The following is a 15,203-nucleotide window of genomic DNA, read 5'->3' on the forward strand; positions in this document are numbered from 1 at the left end:
GAGTACAGGCGAACGCCCGCGGCCGGCATGGGCCGACCGCGGGCAAGGGCGGATCAGAAGTCGTAGCTGACGCCGAAGCGCACGTAGCGCGGCGACTCCATCACCTTCACCGTGTCGTACAGGTCGTTGAGCTTGTCCGGCGTGTTGGTGCTGTTGTAGCGGGTGTACAGCACCAGCGGCCGCTGCTGATTGAGCACATTGAACACGCTCAGGTTGAAGGCCAGCTTGTGGTCCGCGAAGGCCGGGCGGTAGGTCAGGTTGAGGTCCACGCGGTAGGTCCACGGCAGGTCACCCTTCGAGCCGGGCACCGATGGCTTGCCGTTGCACCAGTGGTAATACGAGCCGTAGCCGTCGGGCTGGGTCTGGTCCGGGCCGAAGAAGCCCAGGCAGTTATGCGGCCCGCCCGAGGCCAGGTTGGCCACGCCGGAGACCATCCATTCCGGCGATATGCGGTAAACGCCGTAGGCCTTGATCTGGTGCGTGCGGTTGTTGCCGAGCACGCCGTTGGCGCGGTCCATCACATACGCGTTGTCCCAGTCCTGCGTCACACCCACCGAATCGTTGCCGCGCGACACCTGCAGCAGGCCCTCGGAGTTGCCGTAGCTGCGCGAGTACGCGTAGCTCACGCGGCCGCCCCAGTCATCCTTGCCCAGCGGATGTTCCAGGAACATCTCCAGCGCGTAGTACTTGCGCTTGGGTCCCTGCGCGAAGCCCCAGTCGGCGTTGCTCATCGGCACGCGCAGGTAGCCCTGGGTGGTGAGCACGTCGAAGTTGTTGGTCTTGCCCGGGTTGAAGATGTAGCAGGCGCCGCGGTTGGCGGTGATCTGGTCGTCGGTGAGGTTGTACATCGCCTTGGTCTTGGCGATGAGCAGGTTGGCGCTGTCGCACACGTCGTCGGAGATCTGCCGCAGCACGCGGAAGGTGCCTTTCACCCCGGCGATCCACTCCGGCGTGATCGCCTTGGTGGCGCCCAGGATGAACTCGTCCTGGTATTCCGCGCCCAGGTTCTTGGAGGCCACCGTGCGCGGATCGGGCGCCTGGCCGGTATGGCCGTTGACGTCGTAATAGCCGAAGGGCGTCAGGCCGGTGGGCATGCCGTTGGCATCGATGCCGGTGTAGGTGTAGTAGGTGCGGTTCCAGGCGTAGCCGGTGGCGCCGTCATAGGCCGTATTGTTGTTGATCGCCAGGTAGTAGCGGCCGGCGTTGCCGTACACCTTCAGGCTGGCGTCGCCGTACACATCCCAGCTGAAGCCCAGGCGCGGCGACCAGTTGTGGTTCTGCGAAGTGAATTTCTGCCCGCTGTTGTTGTAATTGGCGAAAGCATCGTTGCGCAGGCCGACGTTGAGCAGGAAACGATCGCTCACCTGCCAGGTGTCTTCGATGTACTGCGCATGCTCCACGGTTTTCACGCCCGCCGCACCGGTCACCACTTCCTTCATCACGTAGTAGCCGTTGCCGCCCGGCGCGCCGATGCCGTTGTCCGGATCGACCGGCGCGGTGGCGTCGTTGTTGTGCGCATAGGTCCAGGTCAGGCTGTTGCTGCCCTGGTCGATGGTGCGCGGCGTCTGGTCGTCGATGCCGAGGTTGATCTTGTGATCGCCCAGGCGCCATTCCAGATCGATGCGCAGATTGGTGTTCTGCGAACCCTGCGTCGGCGCCGGCACCGAAAAGGTGGATTGGCTGTTGCCGATCGGCCGGCCACCGGTGAGCGCGAGGTTCTGGTCCTGGATGTTCTGCAGGTACGGCAGGTTCGGGTCGTAGCTGACCGGCGCCGAGTAATCGTGCAGGCGCATCTTGCCGTACATCGCACTCAACGTGATGTTGTCGGTGAGATAGCCGGTGTACTTGACGATGTAAGCATCGCCTCCGGTCTTGGTCCGGTCGGAATACGACTGGAACGCACCGGCGCGGCGAGTGGTGTAATCGAACGCGTAGTTGCTGCCCGAACCGTGCTGCTCGCTCTGGATGCCGGTGAGTTCGAGCAGGTGGTTGTCGGTAATGTTCCAGTTGAGCTTGGCGTACCACTTAGGCGTGGTGTAGGTGTAGTTGTTGCGCGAGGGGCTGCTGGCGTCGCTCTTGGAGGTCTCCGTGCCCTGCTCCTTGTCCGCCTCGGCGGCGACGAAGAAGTACAGGCGATCCTTGATCAGCGGGCCGCCGACATAAGCGCTATAGGTGGTGCGCCACGACTTGTCGTCCTGGCGGTACTGGTACAGCTTGCCCGCATAACGGTTGCGCGCGTAGACGATGTCGTCCGGCGAGGACATCAGCGAGCGCGGCGTCCACTGCGCCTGCGCGCCGAAATGCCATTCGTTGGTGCCGCTCTTGCCTACCTGGCTGATCACGCCGCCATCGGAGCGGCCATACATCGAGCTATAGCCGCCGGTGAGCACTTCCTGCTGGTCGATCGCGCCGTACGGCAGTTGCAGCGCGCCCTGCCCCTTGTACGGATCGGTCGTGTTGAAGCCGTTGATGTAGTACGCGTTCTCCGCACCGGACGCGCCGCCGAAGGAGACCAGGTCGCCACCGCCGCCGATACGGCTGGTGAAGTTGGAGCCGGAGGTGACCGTGCCCGGCGCGAGCAGCGCGATGTCTTCGGCGGTGCGTGCCAGCGGCAGCGCGTCGAGTTGCTGCGCGGTGATCACCGTGCGCGAATCCACGCTGCTGACGTCGATCGGCGGCAACGCGCTGGCGGTCACCTGCACGCCCTGCAGGTTGGTGGCACCGGCGCTCGCGCCCGTGCCGGCGAAATCGATCTGGGTGCCGCTGCTGACGCGCAGCGAGACCTGCTCGCGCGTCGCCACCACCGCGCCCTGCCGCTCCAGCATCACCTTGTACACACCCACCGGCAGCGCACCGGCCTGGTAACGACCGTCGGCGCCGACAGGGATGCGGCGCGACACGCCATTGTCGCCCTGCACCAGCACGGTAGTGCCGGCGGCGTCGCCGCTCACGGTGCCGAAGATCGAGCCGGTGGTCGCCTGCGCGAATACGGCACCGCTCAGCGACAACCCCAGGACGACCGCCAATGCCTTGCGGGACAGCTCAGGCCCGCACTGTTTCGTTGCCCACATGTCTGCTCACCTCGCCAATGGATGTGTTGTCATGCCCCTCTCCAACGATCCGCCTGCACCGTCTCGGCGCCTGGCCGCTCGCTCGTCCGGATTGGTACCGGTCCTTCTGCGTGGATGGCGCCTGACGGCACCATTGCGTTGCTTCATGCGTACTCGAGCGCCAGCAGCCCCGCCGCGCCGAGCAGGCCGAGCTGGCCGTGCTCGATCAGGCGCACGGGGATGCCCGCGAGAAATTCGCGCATCACGCCTTTATTGAAGAAGCGCTCGCGGAACTCGCTGCGAGGCAGGAAATCGCGCAGCTGCGGCAAGATCCCGCCGGCGAGATAGACGCCGCCGGACGCCTTGAACAACACCGCCAGGTCGCCGACGAAACCACCGAGCATCGCGCAGAACACACGCAGCGTTTCCAGCGCCAGCGGATCGTTGCCGCTCAACGCGGCCGCGCTGATCTGTTCGGGCTTCGCATGGACTGCCGGCAAGCCGTCCAGCTCGCCTAGCGCGCGGTAGAGATTCACCAGGCCCGGCCCGGATAGCACATGGCCGGTATGCACGTAATCGCGGCCACGCGAGAGCAGCCGCAGCAGATCCATTTCGCGCTCGTCGCCCGGTGCCAGCGCGACATGACCGCCTTCGCTGGGCAGCACGATCGCGCTGGTGTCGCCGGGCAGCAGCAAGGCGCAGCCCAGGCCGGTACCGGGGCCGACCACCGCGACCGGGCCGGCCGCGATGGGCGCTTCGATCACCGCGAGACTTTCGTACTCGCTCAGGTACTGGGTAGCGAAAGCCAGGGCTTCGAAGTCATTGACTACGCTCAGCTGCGCAAGCCCGAGCCGGTCGCGCAGTTCGGCCAGGCGCACCGGCCAGCGCAGGTTCTCGGCTACCAGTTCGCCATCGCGTACGTAGCCGGCTACGGCGAGCGCAGCCGCGTCGATGGTTCGCCCGCCACTGTGGCGCGCCACGAAGTCGACGAGGATCTCGGCCAGGCCAGGCCAGTCGGCACAGAGATAGCGTGCGTGGGCCAGAGTCCGCGGCGCGGCGCCCGCGGCAGGCACGGCCGTCAGGCCCACACGCGCATGCGTGCCCCCCACATCCGCCGCCAGCATCACCCGCGGCGATGCCGCCACGGCTCCCCACGCACGATCTTGCATCGACTCTCCCCAGTCACGTGATGGACATTCTGATGTCGTGCCCCTGTCACTCGGATCGATGCTAAACGGTCATGGTAACGTTATCAACGGTTGCCGCAAGAAACTATTGGAGGGGTGCGACGCGTCCATCGCGGGGCAGGGGACGCGCCAACAGACTTATATATAAGGAGTAGATAGCGGCTCCGGCGGCCATGGCGAAGCTGCCGCTCAACGTCCTCTCGACGGCAAGGCGAACCCATCGTTCTCTTCATCGCCGCATTGCTGGTAACGCTACCTGTTCAAGCCTGATCGCGCGCACGCGTTATTCGCGAATGATAAAAACGCTTCCGCGTGCCGTTTCTTCGGCTAGGATGAAGCACCGCCGCCAGGGGAGAGCGTCGCGTTGCGCAGGCCCACCATCAAAGACGTCGCCAGTCTCGCCGGCGTATCGCCGATGACGGTATCGCGGGTCATCAATCTCGAGCCGACCGTGCATGCCGACACCGTGCAGAAGGTGCGCAAGGCGATCGAGACTCTGCACTACCGTCCCGATGCCACGGCACGCAGCCTGCGCGGCACCCGCTCGTTCACCATCGCCCTGGTCTACGACGACAACCCCAACGCCAATTACATCCTCAGCCTGCAGAACGGCGTGCTGGCAGCCTGCCGCGAACGCGGCTACGAGCTGCTGATCTATCCCTGCGACCCGCGCTCGCCGCGACTGGTGGATGAGCTGTCTCTGCTGGCCAAGAACGCGCGACTCGCGGGACTGGTGTTGACACCGCCGATGTCGGAGAACGCGCGGCTGCTGGCCAAGCTCAAAGCGCAGGACGTGGCCTATGCGCGGATCATCGCGGCGCGCGGCGATCCACGTGATGGCGCGCCCTGCGTCTACGTGGACGACCATCGCGCGGCCTATGCGATCACCGCGTACCTGATCCAGCTGGGCCACACCGAAATCGCCTTCCTGTGGGGCGACCCGCATTACCGTTCCAGTCCCGAACGCTATGAGGGTTATGCGGATGCGATGAAAGAACACGGCATCCCCGTACGCAAGAAATTCGTGCTGGAAGGCACCTATACCTTCGAGGACGGCTTCCGCCGCGCGCGCAAGCTGCTGGCCGGCAAGGACGCGCCCACCGCGATCTTCGGCAGCAATGACGAAATCGCCGCCGGCGCGCTGGCCGCAGCGCGCTCGGCCGGACTGGACGTGCCGTGGGACCTGTCCATCGCCGGCTTCGAAGACAATCCGTTCTCGCGCCAGGCCTGGCCCGCGCTTACCACAGCCAGCCAGTCCACCCTCGAGATCGGACGGCATGCCGCATCGCGCCTGCTGGAGCAGTTGCAGAAGGGAAGCCTGCCGGGCAGCGAGCGCTTCGTGCCGGAGCTGGTGATCCGCGGGTCGACCGCACCGCCGCGCGCGGACCGCAGGGAGCGCCGCGCGCCCTCGCCCTCCGCCGCATAGAAAAAGCCTCGCATCTTCCGATGCGAGGCTTTTCGTTTTTCAACCGGTGGCCGACGCAACGCCGGCGCGGCTTATTAGGCGATTTCGACGCCCGAAGCCTGGGCACCCTTCGGGCCCGTCGTCACTTCGAACTTCACGCGCTGGCCTTCCTGCAGACTGCGGAAACCCTTGGCGTTGATCGCCGAAAAGTGGACGAACACGTCCTCCCCACCGTCCTCGGGCGCGATGAAACCAAAGCCCTTGGCGTCGTTGAACCACTTGACCGTACCGAAACGCATTGCGTGAACCTCTGAATCATGGATTGGATGCACCATGGCTTCCTGCAGAACCACCACGACCCCTTGGTTCGCCGCCCCTGGCACGGGCGGAAGTATCAACATGTTTCATAGGAAAGCGCAATATGCGGGAGCGTATAGCCGGGGCGGGATGGGCAGAGATGCTCAGCTTTTGAGCAGCGCGTCGAGAATAAGCGGCACTTCCGCGGTGGCTGCCTTAAGGTGCGCGAAAATTTCGTCAATGCTGATCTCCGCTTCGTCGCCACAGCCGGCGGCGAAATTCGCCACCAAGGCAAGGCAGGCGTAAGCGAGGTCGAGCTCGCGCGCCAAGGCGGCCTCAGGCATGCCGGTCATGCCGACCAGGTCGCAGCCGTCGCGCTTCATGCGGGCGATCTCGGCGCGGGTTTCCAGTCGCGGTCCCTGGGTGGCGCCGTAGCAGCCGCCATCGATCACCGCGACGCCCGCCTTGCCTGCCGCATCGATCAATCGGCGGCGCAATGCTTCCGTATAGGGCTCACTGAAGTCGATATGCCGCACCTCGGCGCCTTCGACGTCGCAGAAGCTCGTGTACCGGCCATGGGTGTAATCGATGACCTGGTCGGGCACCACGATCACGCGCGGCCCCATGTCGTCGCGGATGCCGCCGACTGCGTTCACGCCGATCACGGTGCGCGCGCCCAGCGAATGCAGCGCCCACAGGTTGGCGCGGTAGTTGACCCGGTGCGGCGGCACGCCGTGGCTCTCGCCGTGCCGGGCCAGGAAGGCCACCCGCTTGCCGGCGAAGTCGCCGATCACCACGTCGGCCGAGGTCTTGCCGAACGGCGTGTCGACGCTGTGCCGCGCCGTGTTCTCGAGGCCGGGAAAGCTGTAGAGGCCGCTGCCGCCGATGACGGCCAGGTCGATGGTCACGATGGGTCTTCCTTCGTTCGTAGGTGGGGACGTCCGCTCAGCCGCGCGATGCGGCGAGCCGGGCGGCGAAGCCTTGCAGGTGCCGGGCCAGCGCGTCGCGCGTGCGCGCGTCGGCCAGGCGGCCGTCTTCGATTTTGGTATGCGCCTGAAACACCAGCACCTCTCCCTGCGGTTCGGCGCGCGCGCCAGCGCGGCGCAGCACCAGGCGCAACGCATCCTGCGCGCGTACGGTGCCGGTGATACCCGGGCTCGCGCCGACAATGCAAACTGTCTTGCCGGCCAGCGGCGCGGCTTCACGATCGCGTCCCGCGCGCGAAACCCAGTCGATCGCATTCTTCAGCACGCCGCTGATGCCGCCGTTGTATTCCGGACAGGCGAACAGCAGGCCGTCGGCGGCCTCGACCGCATCCTTGAGCGCCTTGACCGGCGCCGGGTCGCCCTGCTCTTCCACGTCCTGATCGAACAGGGGCAGGTCGTGCAGGCGATGGATCGCGATGTCCATGCCGGCCGGCGCCAGTTCCTGCGCCGCGTGCAGCAGCGCCGTGTTGAACGACGCGGCGCGCAGGCTGCCGGAGATGCCGAGAATGTTCATGCGTTCCCCCGTCGCGGCTGCTCAACGCAATGCATAGATGCCGGGGAGGTTGCGCCCCTGCTCGTAGTAATCCATGCCGAAGCCGAACACGTAGCGGTCAGGCAGCTCGACACCGTTGAAGTCCGCGGTGATGCCCTCGACGAGACGGTCGTGCTTCTTGCAGCACAGCGTGACCACCAGGACCCGGCGGGCGCCGCGACGCAGGCAGTCGTCGCGCACGGCCTTGAGGGTGTGGCCTTCGTCCAGGATGTCGTCGACCAGCAGCACGACGCGATCCTCGAGCGATACCTGAGGCTCGCGCAACCAGTGCAGTTCGCTGCCGGAAGTAGCGCCGCGGTAACGCGTGGCGTGCACGTAGTCGAATTCCATGTCGGTGCGGATGGCCAGGGCCAGGTGGCCGCCGAATATCAGCGCACCGTTCATGACGGTGAGGAACACAGGATGCTCGCCGGCCAGGGCTGCATCGATGCCACGCCCCATGTCGGCGATCACGCCTTCCAGGGTGGCGCGATCGAACAGCAGGTCGGCGTTCGCCAGCGCCGCGGCCAAGGGGGGAACGGTGGCGGAAACGTCGGTCGTGCTCATGCCTTGCCTTCCTCGGCGTCCAGCGCCGTGATGCGCGCGACGAAACGGTCGCGCTGCGGGTTGTCGGTCAATCCTTCCCAGGTGGCGCCCAGCGCGCCGCGCAGCGCGACCAGACGTTCCGGCGCGGTCGCGGCACGGCCCTGCACGGCGGCGATGGCCTCGTCCACCACGTCGGGGAAACAAGCCAACACCAAATCGCAGCCGGCGTCGAGGTGCGCGGCCACACGCGCAGCCACGCCTCCGGCGGCGCCAGCCGCGGCCATGCTGATGTCGTCGCTGATCACCGCCCCGTTGAAGCCAAGCTCGCCGCGCAGGATCCGTTGGATCCATACCCGGGAGAAGCCTGCCGGCTGCGGGTCGACGGCCGGATACACCACGTGGGCCATCATCACCGCCTCGACGCGCGCCTCGATGCATTCGGCGAACGGATGCAGGTCGTTGCGGCGGATCTCCTCCAGCGGACGCGGATCGACTGCCGCTGCCTTGTGCGTATCCACCGCCACCGAACCATGGCCGGGGAAGTGCTTGAGCACCGCGGCCATGCCGCCCAGGTGCATGCCACGCACATAAGCCTGCCCCAGCTCGGCGGCAGCCGCCGGATCGGCGTGGAATGCGCGCAGGCCGATCGCGGCATTGCCGCGCGCCAGATCCACCACGGGGGCAAAGCTGAAGTCGACGCCGATGGCGCGCATCTCGCTGGCCATCACCCAGGCGTGCTCCTCGGCGAGCCGGATGGCCTCCTGCGGATCGCGATCGTAGACCGCCCCCACCTTGGCCAGTGCCGGCAGACGCGTGAAGCCTTCGCGGAAGCGCTGCACCGGACCGCCTTCCTGGTCGACGGCGACGAGGATGTCCTCGCCCGCCGCCTCGCGGATCGATTCGATCAGCGCGCTTACCTGCTCGCGCGAGGCGAAGTTGCGCGCGAACAACAGCACGCCCGACACTCCCGGTGCCGCCAGCTGGCGGCGTTCGGCATCCGTCAATTCCAGTCCGGCCAGGCCGATCATCAGCATGGGGCTTGCTCCTGCGCATCGTCGGCATTCCGCTCGGCGGCGCTCCAGCGCGCATACGGATGCTCGATCAGGTTGACGTTGTAATAGCGTGCCAGCGTGCTTACCTCGCGGCCCAGCCAGGCGGGGCGCGGGTACGGCGCATCCGGCGCATCGAGCTCCACTTCGGCGACCACCAGGCCGGCGTTGTCGCCGAGGAACTCATCGACCTCGAACGTTACCCCGTCGACGGTGACAAGGTAACGAAACTTCTCCAGCACGCCGTCGCACAGGCCAGCCAGCATCGCTTCGGCGTCGGCCACCGGGATGGCGTATTCGAACTCCGCCCGCTCGATGCCCAGCTGCGCCGACTTGATGTTGAGCCAGGCGCGCTCGCCCGCGATGCGCGCGCGCACCGAGGCGCGGGCCATCCCCGCGCGCAACGCTTCGGCGCCGACCAGGTAGCCCTGCGCGATGCGCTCACGCTGATGCGCGAGGGCGCGCCAGCTGTCGTCGCGCAGGAGGAACTTGCGTTCGATCTCTACGCCCATGGCTCAGTCGCGCTCGAACAGCGCGATGGATTCGACGTGCGCGGTATGCGGGAACATGTCCATCACGCCGGCCGCGCTCAAGCGGAAGCCGTGCTTCTGCACCAGGATGCCGGCGTCGCGCGCGAGCGAGCCGGGATGGCAGGACACGTAGACTATGCGTCTGGTCTGGCGGTGCGGAAGGTATTCCAGCACCTTGTCGGCGCCGGCACGCGGCGGATCGAGCAGCAGCTTGTCCCAGGGCTCACGGGCCCAGGCGGCGGCGCGCTGGTCCTCGAACAGGTTGGCCACTTCGAAGCGCGCATTGGCGATGCCGTTGCGCATCGCGTTCTCGGCCGCGCGCTCGACCAGGCCATGTTCGCCTTCCACGCCCACCACCTCGGCCACGCGGCGCGCGATCGGCAAGGTGAAATTGCCCAGGCCGCAGAACAGGTCGAGCACGCGGTCGGTCGGCTGCGGATCGAGCAGCTCCAGCGCGCGCGCCATCATGCGGCGATTCATGCCGGCGTTGACCTGCACGAAATCCAGCGGGCGGAACTCCAGCTCGACATCCGCCGCATCGCCACCGGCGGGGATGCGGAACGCCAGGCGCGGCTGCTCGGGCCACAGCGGATGCACGCTGCTGATGCCGCCCGGCTGGAGGTAGATGGCGAAGGCGTGCTCCTGGCCGAAGGCCTTGAGCTTGGCCAGGTCACCCTCGCTCAGCGGCTTGAGGTGGCGGAACACCAGCGCCAGCGTGTCGTCGCCCGCGGCGAATTCGATCTGCGCGATCTCGCCGGCGGCGTCCAGCGCGCTGACCAGCTCGCCCAGCAGGCCGATCTTCGGCCCCAGCGAAGGATGCACCACTTCGCACTGCGTGATGTCGGCGACGAACCGCGGGTTGTCTTCCTCGCGGAAACCGACCAGCACGCGTCCTTTCTTTACGACGTTGCGCACCGACAGGCGACCCTTGCGGCGATAACCCCACGGTTCGTCGGTGAGCGGCGGCAGCCAGGTGGCCGGCGTGACCTTGCCGATGCGTTCGAAATTCTCGGCCAGCACGCGCTGCTTGGCGGCGATCTGGGATTCGGCATCCAGGTGCTGCAGCGCGCAGCCGCTGCACTGGCCGTAATGGCGGCAGCGCGGCTCGACCCGGTGCGGTGAGCGGCTGCGAAGCTCCACCATCTCGGCCTCGTCGAAGTTGCGGTGGCGGCGCCGGATGCGCAACAGCACCTCTTCGCCCGGCAGCGCATCGGAGACGAAGACGGCCTTGCCGTCGACGCGGGCCACGCCGCGACCGTCGTGACTAAGATCGATGATGGTGGCTTCGAATTCTTTCATGGGACCCGTCAAAAGGCGCACGCCCGGATACAGGGTCCGGGCGGCGTGGAAAAGGGAGAAAAGCGCGCTGGGGGTTACTTCTGCTTCCAGGCGCCCGAAGGGTCCTGATAATACCAGCCGGGCCGCGCCCGCTCGATCCAGCCCTTGGCGAAGGTGGCACGGATCTGCGCCTCCCACTCCGGGTGGCTGTTGGCGTTGGCCACTTCGCGGTACAGCGCGTTGCGATCGCGGTTCTCATCGGCCACGGTGGCGCTGATCTCCGCACGCTGGTTCAGCGGCACCTTGGAGGCGTCGCGCAACACCACCAGGCCATCCTTGCCGAAGCCCACCGCGCCGCTGTCGAACAGCGCGCCCAGGCCACCCTGGAAACGCTGCTGCATGCGCGCGCGGATCGCCTCGGTGGTGGCGGTCTGGATACGGATGTCCGGCGTGTCGGCCGCATAGGCGGCCGGAATCAGCAAGTCCAGCAGCATCGCGGACGGCTGTTTGCCGGGCTTGGACGGCGCCGGCTTCGGCGTCTCCTTGTCGTCGCCTGGCTTGGTCGCGGGAGTGGCGTTATCCAGCACGGTGCCGATGAACTGGTCGGCCGCCTTCTGTGCGGCGGCCTCCGGGAAATACACGTTGATGGTGACGCAGCCGACCAGCGCGACGAACAACGCAGTCAGCAGGAAATAGGCGAGCTTGCGCATGATCGGCACTCCTTGATGTGGTCGGGATCTTCTCAGTGGACTTCCGGTGAACCGCCTTCCATGGCCGCCTTGAGGCGGCGCACCAGGGTCGGCCAGTCCACCTGGGTCTGGTGGCCGACGACCTGCAAGCGCGGGAGGCCGCTGCCTTCGACGATAGTGTAGCCATCGCCATCGCTATCGAGCCCACCCATCCGACATACCGTGCCCTGCAGCACGCAGTTGAGCCCGATGCGCTTGTAGCTGAAGTTCTTGAACAGGCGCAGCATCGCACCCTGCAGGCCGGCCGCGATACCACCGCCGCCCACCGAGACCAGGCTGTTCACCGCGCGCTGGCTGATGCGGCCGCCGCTGCCAGCGAGCAGACGCGCATCGAACGCCACCGGGCTCCAGTTGACCAGACGCAGATTCTGCACGGTGCCATCCATGCGGCCCGTGATGCTGCCGATATCGAAGACGCTGGTCATCGCGCCAAGATCGAGCTGGCGCAGCGTGATGTCGCCGGCCAGCACGGGACTCGTGCCGAATGGATCTTGCAGCGACATGCGAGTGACATCGACGAAGCCGTCGAACACGTTGACCGAGAGGCCACCCTCCAGTTCGAAGCGGTCGTCTACCCAGCGCAGCGCGGGAATCGCGCCGCCCAGCGTGCCGGGGAATTCCGGCCAGCCCATCGCGCGGCTGAAAGCGGCCATGTCGACGCCGGTGAGCACCAGCGAGGTGGACAGGCGCCGGCCCCTGGCGGCGGCCGGCCGCCAGTCGAGGTCGGCGATGTGCAGGCGGCCATTGAGCAGCGGTACGTCCACCGCCTTCTGCAGCCCCAGGCTGCCCTCGCGGCTCTGCCACGAGGTCTGCGCCGCACCATTGGTCAGCCGGTAGACCTGTACGCCGCGCCAGCTCAGGGCGGTCGCCGGGCGGGTGCCGTGCAGGGCCCAGTCCATCCCGCCGCGCAGGCCGCTCACGGCCAGGCGGCCCTCACTGTCGGCCAGGTCCATGCCTTCGGTATCGAAGGAGAAGCTGTGCAGCCCGTCCGCGCCCAGGTCCAGCGCCGCCGTCAGCTGCCCGGACATGCGCATGTTGCGCAGACCCAGCGTGGCCAGCCAGGACTGGCCGTAGCGCTGGTAGGCCGCAGGGAAGCTGGCCTGGAAACGGTCGAGCTTGAGCTTCTGCAGTTCCCCCTTGGCATCGAAGGCCAGAGAGCCATCCAGCTGCAGCGCATCGGCGTCACCCACGCGCAGCCGGTTGAAATCCAAGGCGCCGTTGTGAGCGCTCGCATCCAGGCCCAGCTGTACCGGGTGATCCGGCAGGCGCGCATAGATCGGCCCCAGCAGCAGCTCGCCGCCGCGCAAGCTGGCGTCGAGGCCGATGCGCGCCGGCCCATTGGTGGTGTCCACGTTGAGCCGGCCCGAGCCATTGAGGCGCTGCCCGGCGAGGGTGCCCGAGGGCGAATCGAAGCCGACATCGGCCAGACCGAACTGACCGGAAGCCTGGACGCCGCGGTCCTGCACATCCAGGGCCAGGTCCGCGTCGAGGCGTCCGCCGGTGGTGCGTCCGGACCACATCGTGCCGAGCAGCCCCTGCAGCCATCCGGCCGGCAGTCCCTTGAGGCTGATCTGCGCGTGAGTGGGCTGGTCCAGCGGCATGAAGGCGCTGGCCAGCGACTTGCCCTGGCTCAGGTCGATCTGCAGCGTGTTGGCGGCCTCGTCCAGCACCATCGCGACCTTGCCGTCGCTCAAGGCGCCGCCGGGCGCGCCGGCCAGCCGCATGTCGCCATCGAACAGCCAGCGCAGATGCGGATCGCGCGAAAGCTCGCCACGCATGTCCACGCCGACGCGACGCCAACCGATGGTGGGCAACTCGGCCTTGCCCGCCTTCAGGGCCAGGGTCAGGCCGCCCTGGCCATTCTCGCCGACGCGCACCTGCACGTCCTGCAGCTTCAGGCCCGGCATGGCCACCAGCCGCGCGTTAAGCACGATATCGGCACGCGCCGGAAGCGCCGTGGCGAAACCGAACATGATGCACAGATAGAACAAAAGATGGCTTGATGTTGAGCGCATGTCGCGCCATTCTGCCAAAACCTGCTGAACGACATGGACTCGTCATGTTCAACACTCCGTCCAACGGCTCGCCCGCCGTCCCTTCCGACCGGCACGCCCTGCGCGTACTGGTCGCCGACGACGACCCCGCCAGCCGGCTTTTCCTGGTCGAAGCGATGCGCACGCTGGGACTGGACGCGGAAGCCTGCGATGACGGCACGGCGGCCATCGCCCGTGGCCGCCAGCAGGCCTATGACTTGCTCCTGCTCGACTGCCGCATGCCCGGCGCCGGCGCGCAACAGGTGCTGACCGAACTGCGCGGCGATCCGGCCGCACCCTCCGCGGAAAGCACGGCTGTGGCGACCAGCGCAGAAATGGACGCGCTCGAACGCCAGCGCCTGCTCTCCGGCGGCTTCAGCGACGTGCTGCAGAAGCCCTGTGACCTGTCGGACCTGCGCCGCATCGTGGCGCTGGTGGAACCAGACGCGGCGCCCTTGCTCGACGATACCCAGGGCCTGGCCAGCACCGGCAGCGATCAGATCATGCAGGCCATGCGCGCGCTGCTGCGCGACGAACTGGTCGGCCTCTATCAGGAGCTGGACGCCGCGCTGGCGGACAGCACTTTCGTCGACCGCCTGCACAAGCTGCGCGCATCGTGCGGCTTCTGCGGCGCCACCGCGCTGGCGGCGCGCGTGGTGCAGCTGCAAGAGCGGCTGCGCCAGGGCCGCGTCATCCCGCCTGCGCAGGGCGAGCGGTTCCGCGCCACCTTGCTGGAAACCATCGAGGCGCTCGGCGCCCGCGTCTGAAACGTATCGCGCTGCCTTGGGCTAGCGGCGCGCCAGCGCCGCGGACAGCACACGCCAGGCGCGCAATTCGGCGCCGCCCAGATGGAAACGGATCACCTCGCGCATCATCGCGCGCAGCGCGGCGAGGCCGGCGGCATCGGGCGACGTGTCGGCGGCCAGCGCCAGCAGATCGCTTCCGCGCAAGGCATGCGGCAGGTCCGGCCGGCACGCGGTCGGCCCCCGTTCCACCTGGTAGCGGTAGTACCGCGCCGGATCGACCGGCTCGCCGGACTCGCCTTCGATGTCGAGCTGCAGGCCATAGCCGATCGTATCGAGCAGGTCACGCTCAAATCGTCGCAAAGTCCAGGCCAGCGCTTCGCCGCCGGCCAGGCGTGCCAGTGTGCGCGCATAGGCGTCGAACAGTTCCGGATGCGGATCCTCACGCCCGGTGAGGCGCACCACCAGTTCGTTGAGATAGAGCCCGGCCAGACCAGCGTCACCACCAAGGCGCCGCGGCGGCCCTACGTTTTCGGCCGCCTGCAAGGTGGCCAGTTCGCCGCGCAGCAGCAAGTCCAGCGCCAGCGGAAGAAATGGCTCCAGCTGAGAACGCTGCAGACGCGCCTTCTCCCGGCGCACCCCGCGCGCGACCACGCCGAGCCGGCCGTGATCGCGAGTCAGGCATTCCAGCAGCAGCGAGGTCTCCCGATAGGGCCGCGCATGCAGGACGTAGGCGGGCTGCTGGAGAAGTTGCATGGTTTGAAGACGGGAAGCGGGAACCGGGAGACGTCAGGCGTCGAGGATTACCGCATGTTTTC

The 15,203-nt window shown here is 67.2% G+C and carries 14 protein-coding genes; 2 read left to right on the forward strand and 12 right to left on the reverse strand.

Annotation, left to right across the window (positions count from 1 at the left end):
- Positions 1–53 precede the first annotated feature (53 nt).
- Positions 54–3,071 (reverse strand): TonB-dependent receptor, encoded by a 3,018-nt coding sequence (locus ACNR9O_RS12075; RefSeq protein ID WP_473680196.1) that lies wholly within the window; start codon positions 3,069–3,071, stop codon positions 54–56.
- 143 nt (positions 3,072–3,214) lie between these two features.
- Complete coding sequence (glk, locus tag ACNR9O_RS12080) at positions 3,215–4,219, reverse strand: glucokinase (RefSeq protein ID WP_473680194.1); 1,005 nt, start codon at positions 4,217–4,219, stop codon at positions 3,215–3,217.
- 382 nt (positions 4,220–4,601) lie between these two features.
- Between glk and ACNR9O_RS12085 the strand changes: the two genes are divergently transcribed.
- Positions 4,602–5,663 (forward strand): LacI family DNA-binding transcriptional regulator, encoded by a 1,062-nt coding sequence (locus tag ACNR9O_RS12085; protein ID WP_473680192.1) that lies wholly within the window; start codon positions 4,602–4,604, stop codon positions 5,661–5,663.
- Positions 5,664–5,737: 74 nt separating this feature from the next.
- Here ACNR9O_RS12085 and ACNR9O_RS12090 read toward each other — a convergent pair whose 3' ends face one another.
- The 9 genes from ACNR9O_RS12090 to ACNR9O_RS12130 all read right to left on the reverse strand — a co-directional run bounded on the left by ACNR9O_RS12090 (position 5,738) and on the right by ACNR9O_RS12130 (position 13,624).
- On the reverse strand, positions 5,738–5,941 hold the full coding sequence (locus tag ACNR9O_RS12090) for a cold-shock protein (protein ID WP_114826723.1): 204 nt from the start codon (positions 5,939–5,941) through the stop codon (positions 5,738–5,740).
- Between the two features lie 162 nt (positions 5,942–6,103).
- Positions 6,104–6,847, reverse strand: a complete 744-nt coding sequence (locus ACNR9O_RS12095; RefSeq protein ID WP_473680190.1) for an S-methyl-5'-thioinosine phosphorylase — start codon at positions 6,845–6,847, stop codon at positions 6,104–6,106.
- Positions 6,848–6,884: 37 nt separating this feature from the next.
- Positions 6,885–7,439, reverse strand: a complete 555-nt coding sequence (locus ACNR9O_RS12100; protein WP_473680188.1) for an NADPH-dependent FMN reductase — start codon at positions 7,437–7,439, stop codon at positions 6,885–6,887.
- Between the two features lie 21 nt (positions 7,440–7,460).
- The gene (locus ACNR9O_RS12105; RefSeq protein WP_473680186.1) at positions 7,461–8,024 is read right to left on the reverse strand and encodes a hypoxanthine-guanine phosphoribosyltransferase; all 564 of its coding nucleotides are present in this window, start codon (positions 8,022–8,024) and stop codon (positions 7,461–7,463) included.
- A complete protein-coding gene (gene nagZ / locus ACNR9O_RS12110) occupies positions 8,021–9,037 on the reverse strand; it encodes a beta-N-acetylhexosaminidase (protein WP_473680184.1) in 1,017 nt (338 codons plus the stop codon). The genes ACNR9O_RS12105 and nagZ overlap by 4 nt, the downstream gene beginning before the upstream one ends.
- Entirely contained in the window at positions 9,031–9,564 is a 534-nt protein-coding gene (locus tag ACNR9O_RS12115; protein ID WP_473680182.1) for a CYTH domain-containing protein, read from the reverse strand. Before ACNR9O_RS12115 ends, nagZ begins: the two co-directional genes overlap by 7 nt.
- A 3-nt stretch (positions 9,565–9,567) precedes the next feature.
- Positions 9,568–10,881, reverse strand: coding sequence for a 23S rRNA (uracil(1939)-C(5))-methyltransferase RlmD (gene rlmD / locus ACNR9O_RS12120; protein ID WP_473680180.1), 1,314 nt, complete (start codon positions 10,879–10,881; stop codon positions 9,568–9,570).
- Between the two features lie 74 nt (positions 10,882–10,955).
- Positions 10,956–11,570: a YdbL family probable chaperone protein gene (locus ACNR9O_RS12125; protein WP_473680178.1), complete on the reverse strand. Its 615-nt coding sequence runs from the start codon at positions 11,568–11,570 to the stop codon at positions 10,956–10,958.
- 32 nt (positions 11,571–11,602) lie between these two features.
- The gene (locus tag ACNR9O_RS12130) at positions 11,603–13,624 is read right to left on the reverse strand and encodes a hypothetical protein (RefSeq protein WP_473680176.1); all 2,022 of its coding nucleotides are present in this window, start codon (positions 13,622–13,624) and stop codon (positions 11,603–11,605) included.
- Between the two features lie 44 nt (positions 13,625–13,668).
- Between ACNR9O_RS12130 and ACNR9O_RS12135 the strand changes: the two genes are divergently transcribed.
- Entirely contained in the window at positions 13,669–14,409 is a 741-nt protein-coding gene (locus tag ACNR9O_RS12135) for a response regulator (RefSeq protein WP_473680174.1), read from the forward strand.
- A gap of 21 nt (positions 14,410–14,430) precedes the next feature.
- On the opposite strand, the gene recO is transcribed toward ACNR9O_RS12135, so the two are convergent.
- Complete coding sequence (gene recO, locus ACNR9O_RS12140) at positions 14,431–15,141, reverse strand: DNA repair protein RecO (protein ID WP_473680172.1); 711 nt, start codon at positions 15,139–15,141, stop codon at positions 14,431–14,433.
- Positions 15,142–15,203: the final 62 nt, after the last annotated feature.

The organism is Dyella sp. CR10 (assembly GCF_055814425.1).

Coding starts and splice junctions, on each gene's coding strand:
- ACNR9O_RS12075 (WP_473680196.1), bottom strand. CDS start 3,071: ATGTGGGCAACGAAACAGTGCGGGCCTGAGCTGTCCCGCAAGGCATTG.
- glk (WP_473680194.1), bottom strand. CDS start 4,219: ATGCAAGATCGTGCGTGGGGAGCCGTGGCGGCATCGCCGCGGGTGATG.
- ACNR9O_RS12090 (WP_114826723.1), bottom strand. CDS start 5,941: ATGCGTTTCGGTACGGTCAAGTGGTTCAACGACGCCAAGGGCTTTGGT.
- ACNR9O_RS12100 (WP_473680188.1), bottom strand. CDS start 7,439: ATGAACATTCTCGGCATCTCCGGCAGCCTGCGCGCCGCGTCGTTCAAC.
- ACNR9O_RS12105 (WP_473680186.1), bottom strand. CDS start 8,024: ATGAGCACGACCGACGTTTCCGCCACCGTTCCCCCCTTGGCCGCGGCG.
- nagZ (WP_473680184.1), bottom strand. CDS start 9,037: ATGCTGATGATCGGCCTGGCCGGACTGGAATTGACGGATGCCGAACGC.
- ACNR9O_RS12115 (WP_473680182.1), bottom strand. CDS start 9,564: ATGGGCGTAGAGATCGAACGCAAGTTCCTCCTGCGCGACGACAGCTGG.
- rlmD (WP_473680180.1), bottom strand. CDS start 10,881: ATGAAAGAATTCGAAGCCACCATCATCGATCTTAGTCACGACGGTCGC.
- ACNR9O_RS12125 (WP_473680178.1), bottom strand. CDS start 11,570: ATGCGCAAGCTCGCCTATTTCCTGCTGACTGCGTTGTTCGTCGCGCTG.
- ACNR9O_RS12130 (WP_473680176.1), bottom strand. CDS start 13,624: ATGCGCTCAACATCAAGCCATCTTTTGTTCTATCTGTGCATCATGTTC.
- ACNR9O_RS12135 (WP_473680174.1), top strand. CDS start 13,669: ATGTTCAACACTCCGTCCAACGGCTCGCCCGCCGTCCCTTCCGACCGG.
- recO (WP_473680172.1), bottom strand. CDS start 15,141: ATGCAACTTCTCCAGCAGCCCGCCTACGTCCTGCATGCGCGGCCCTAT.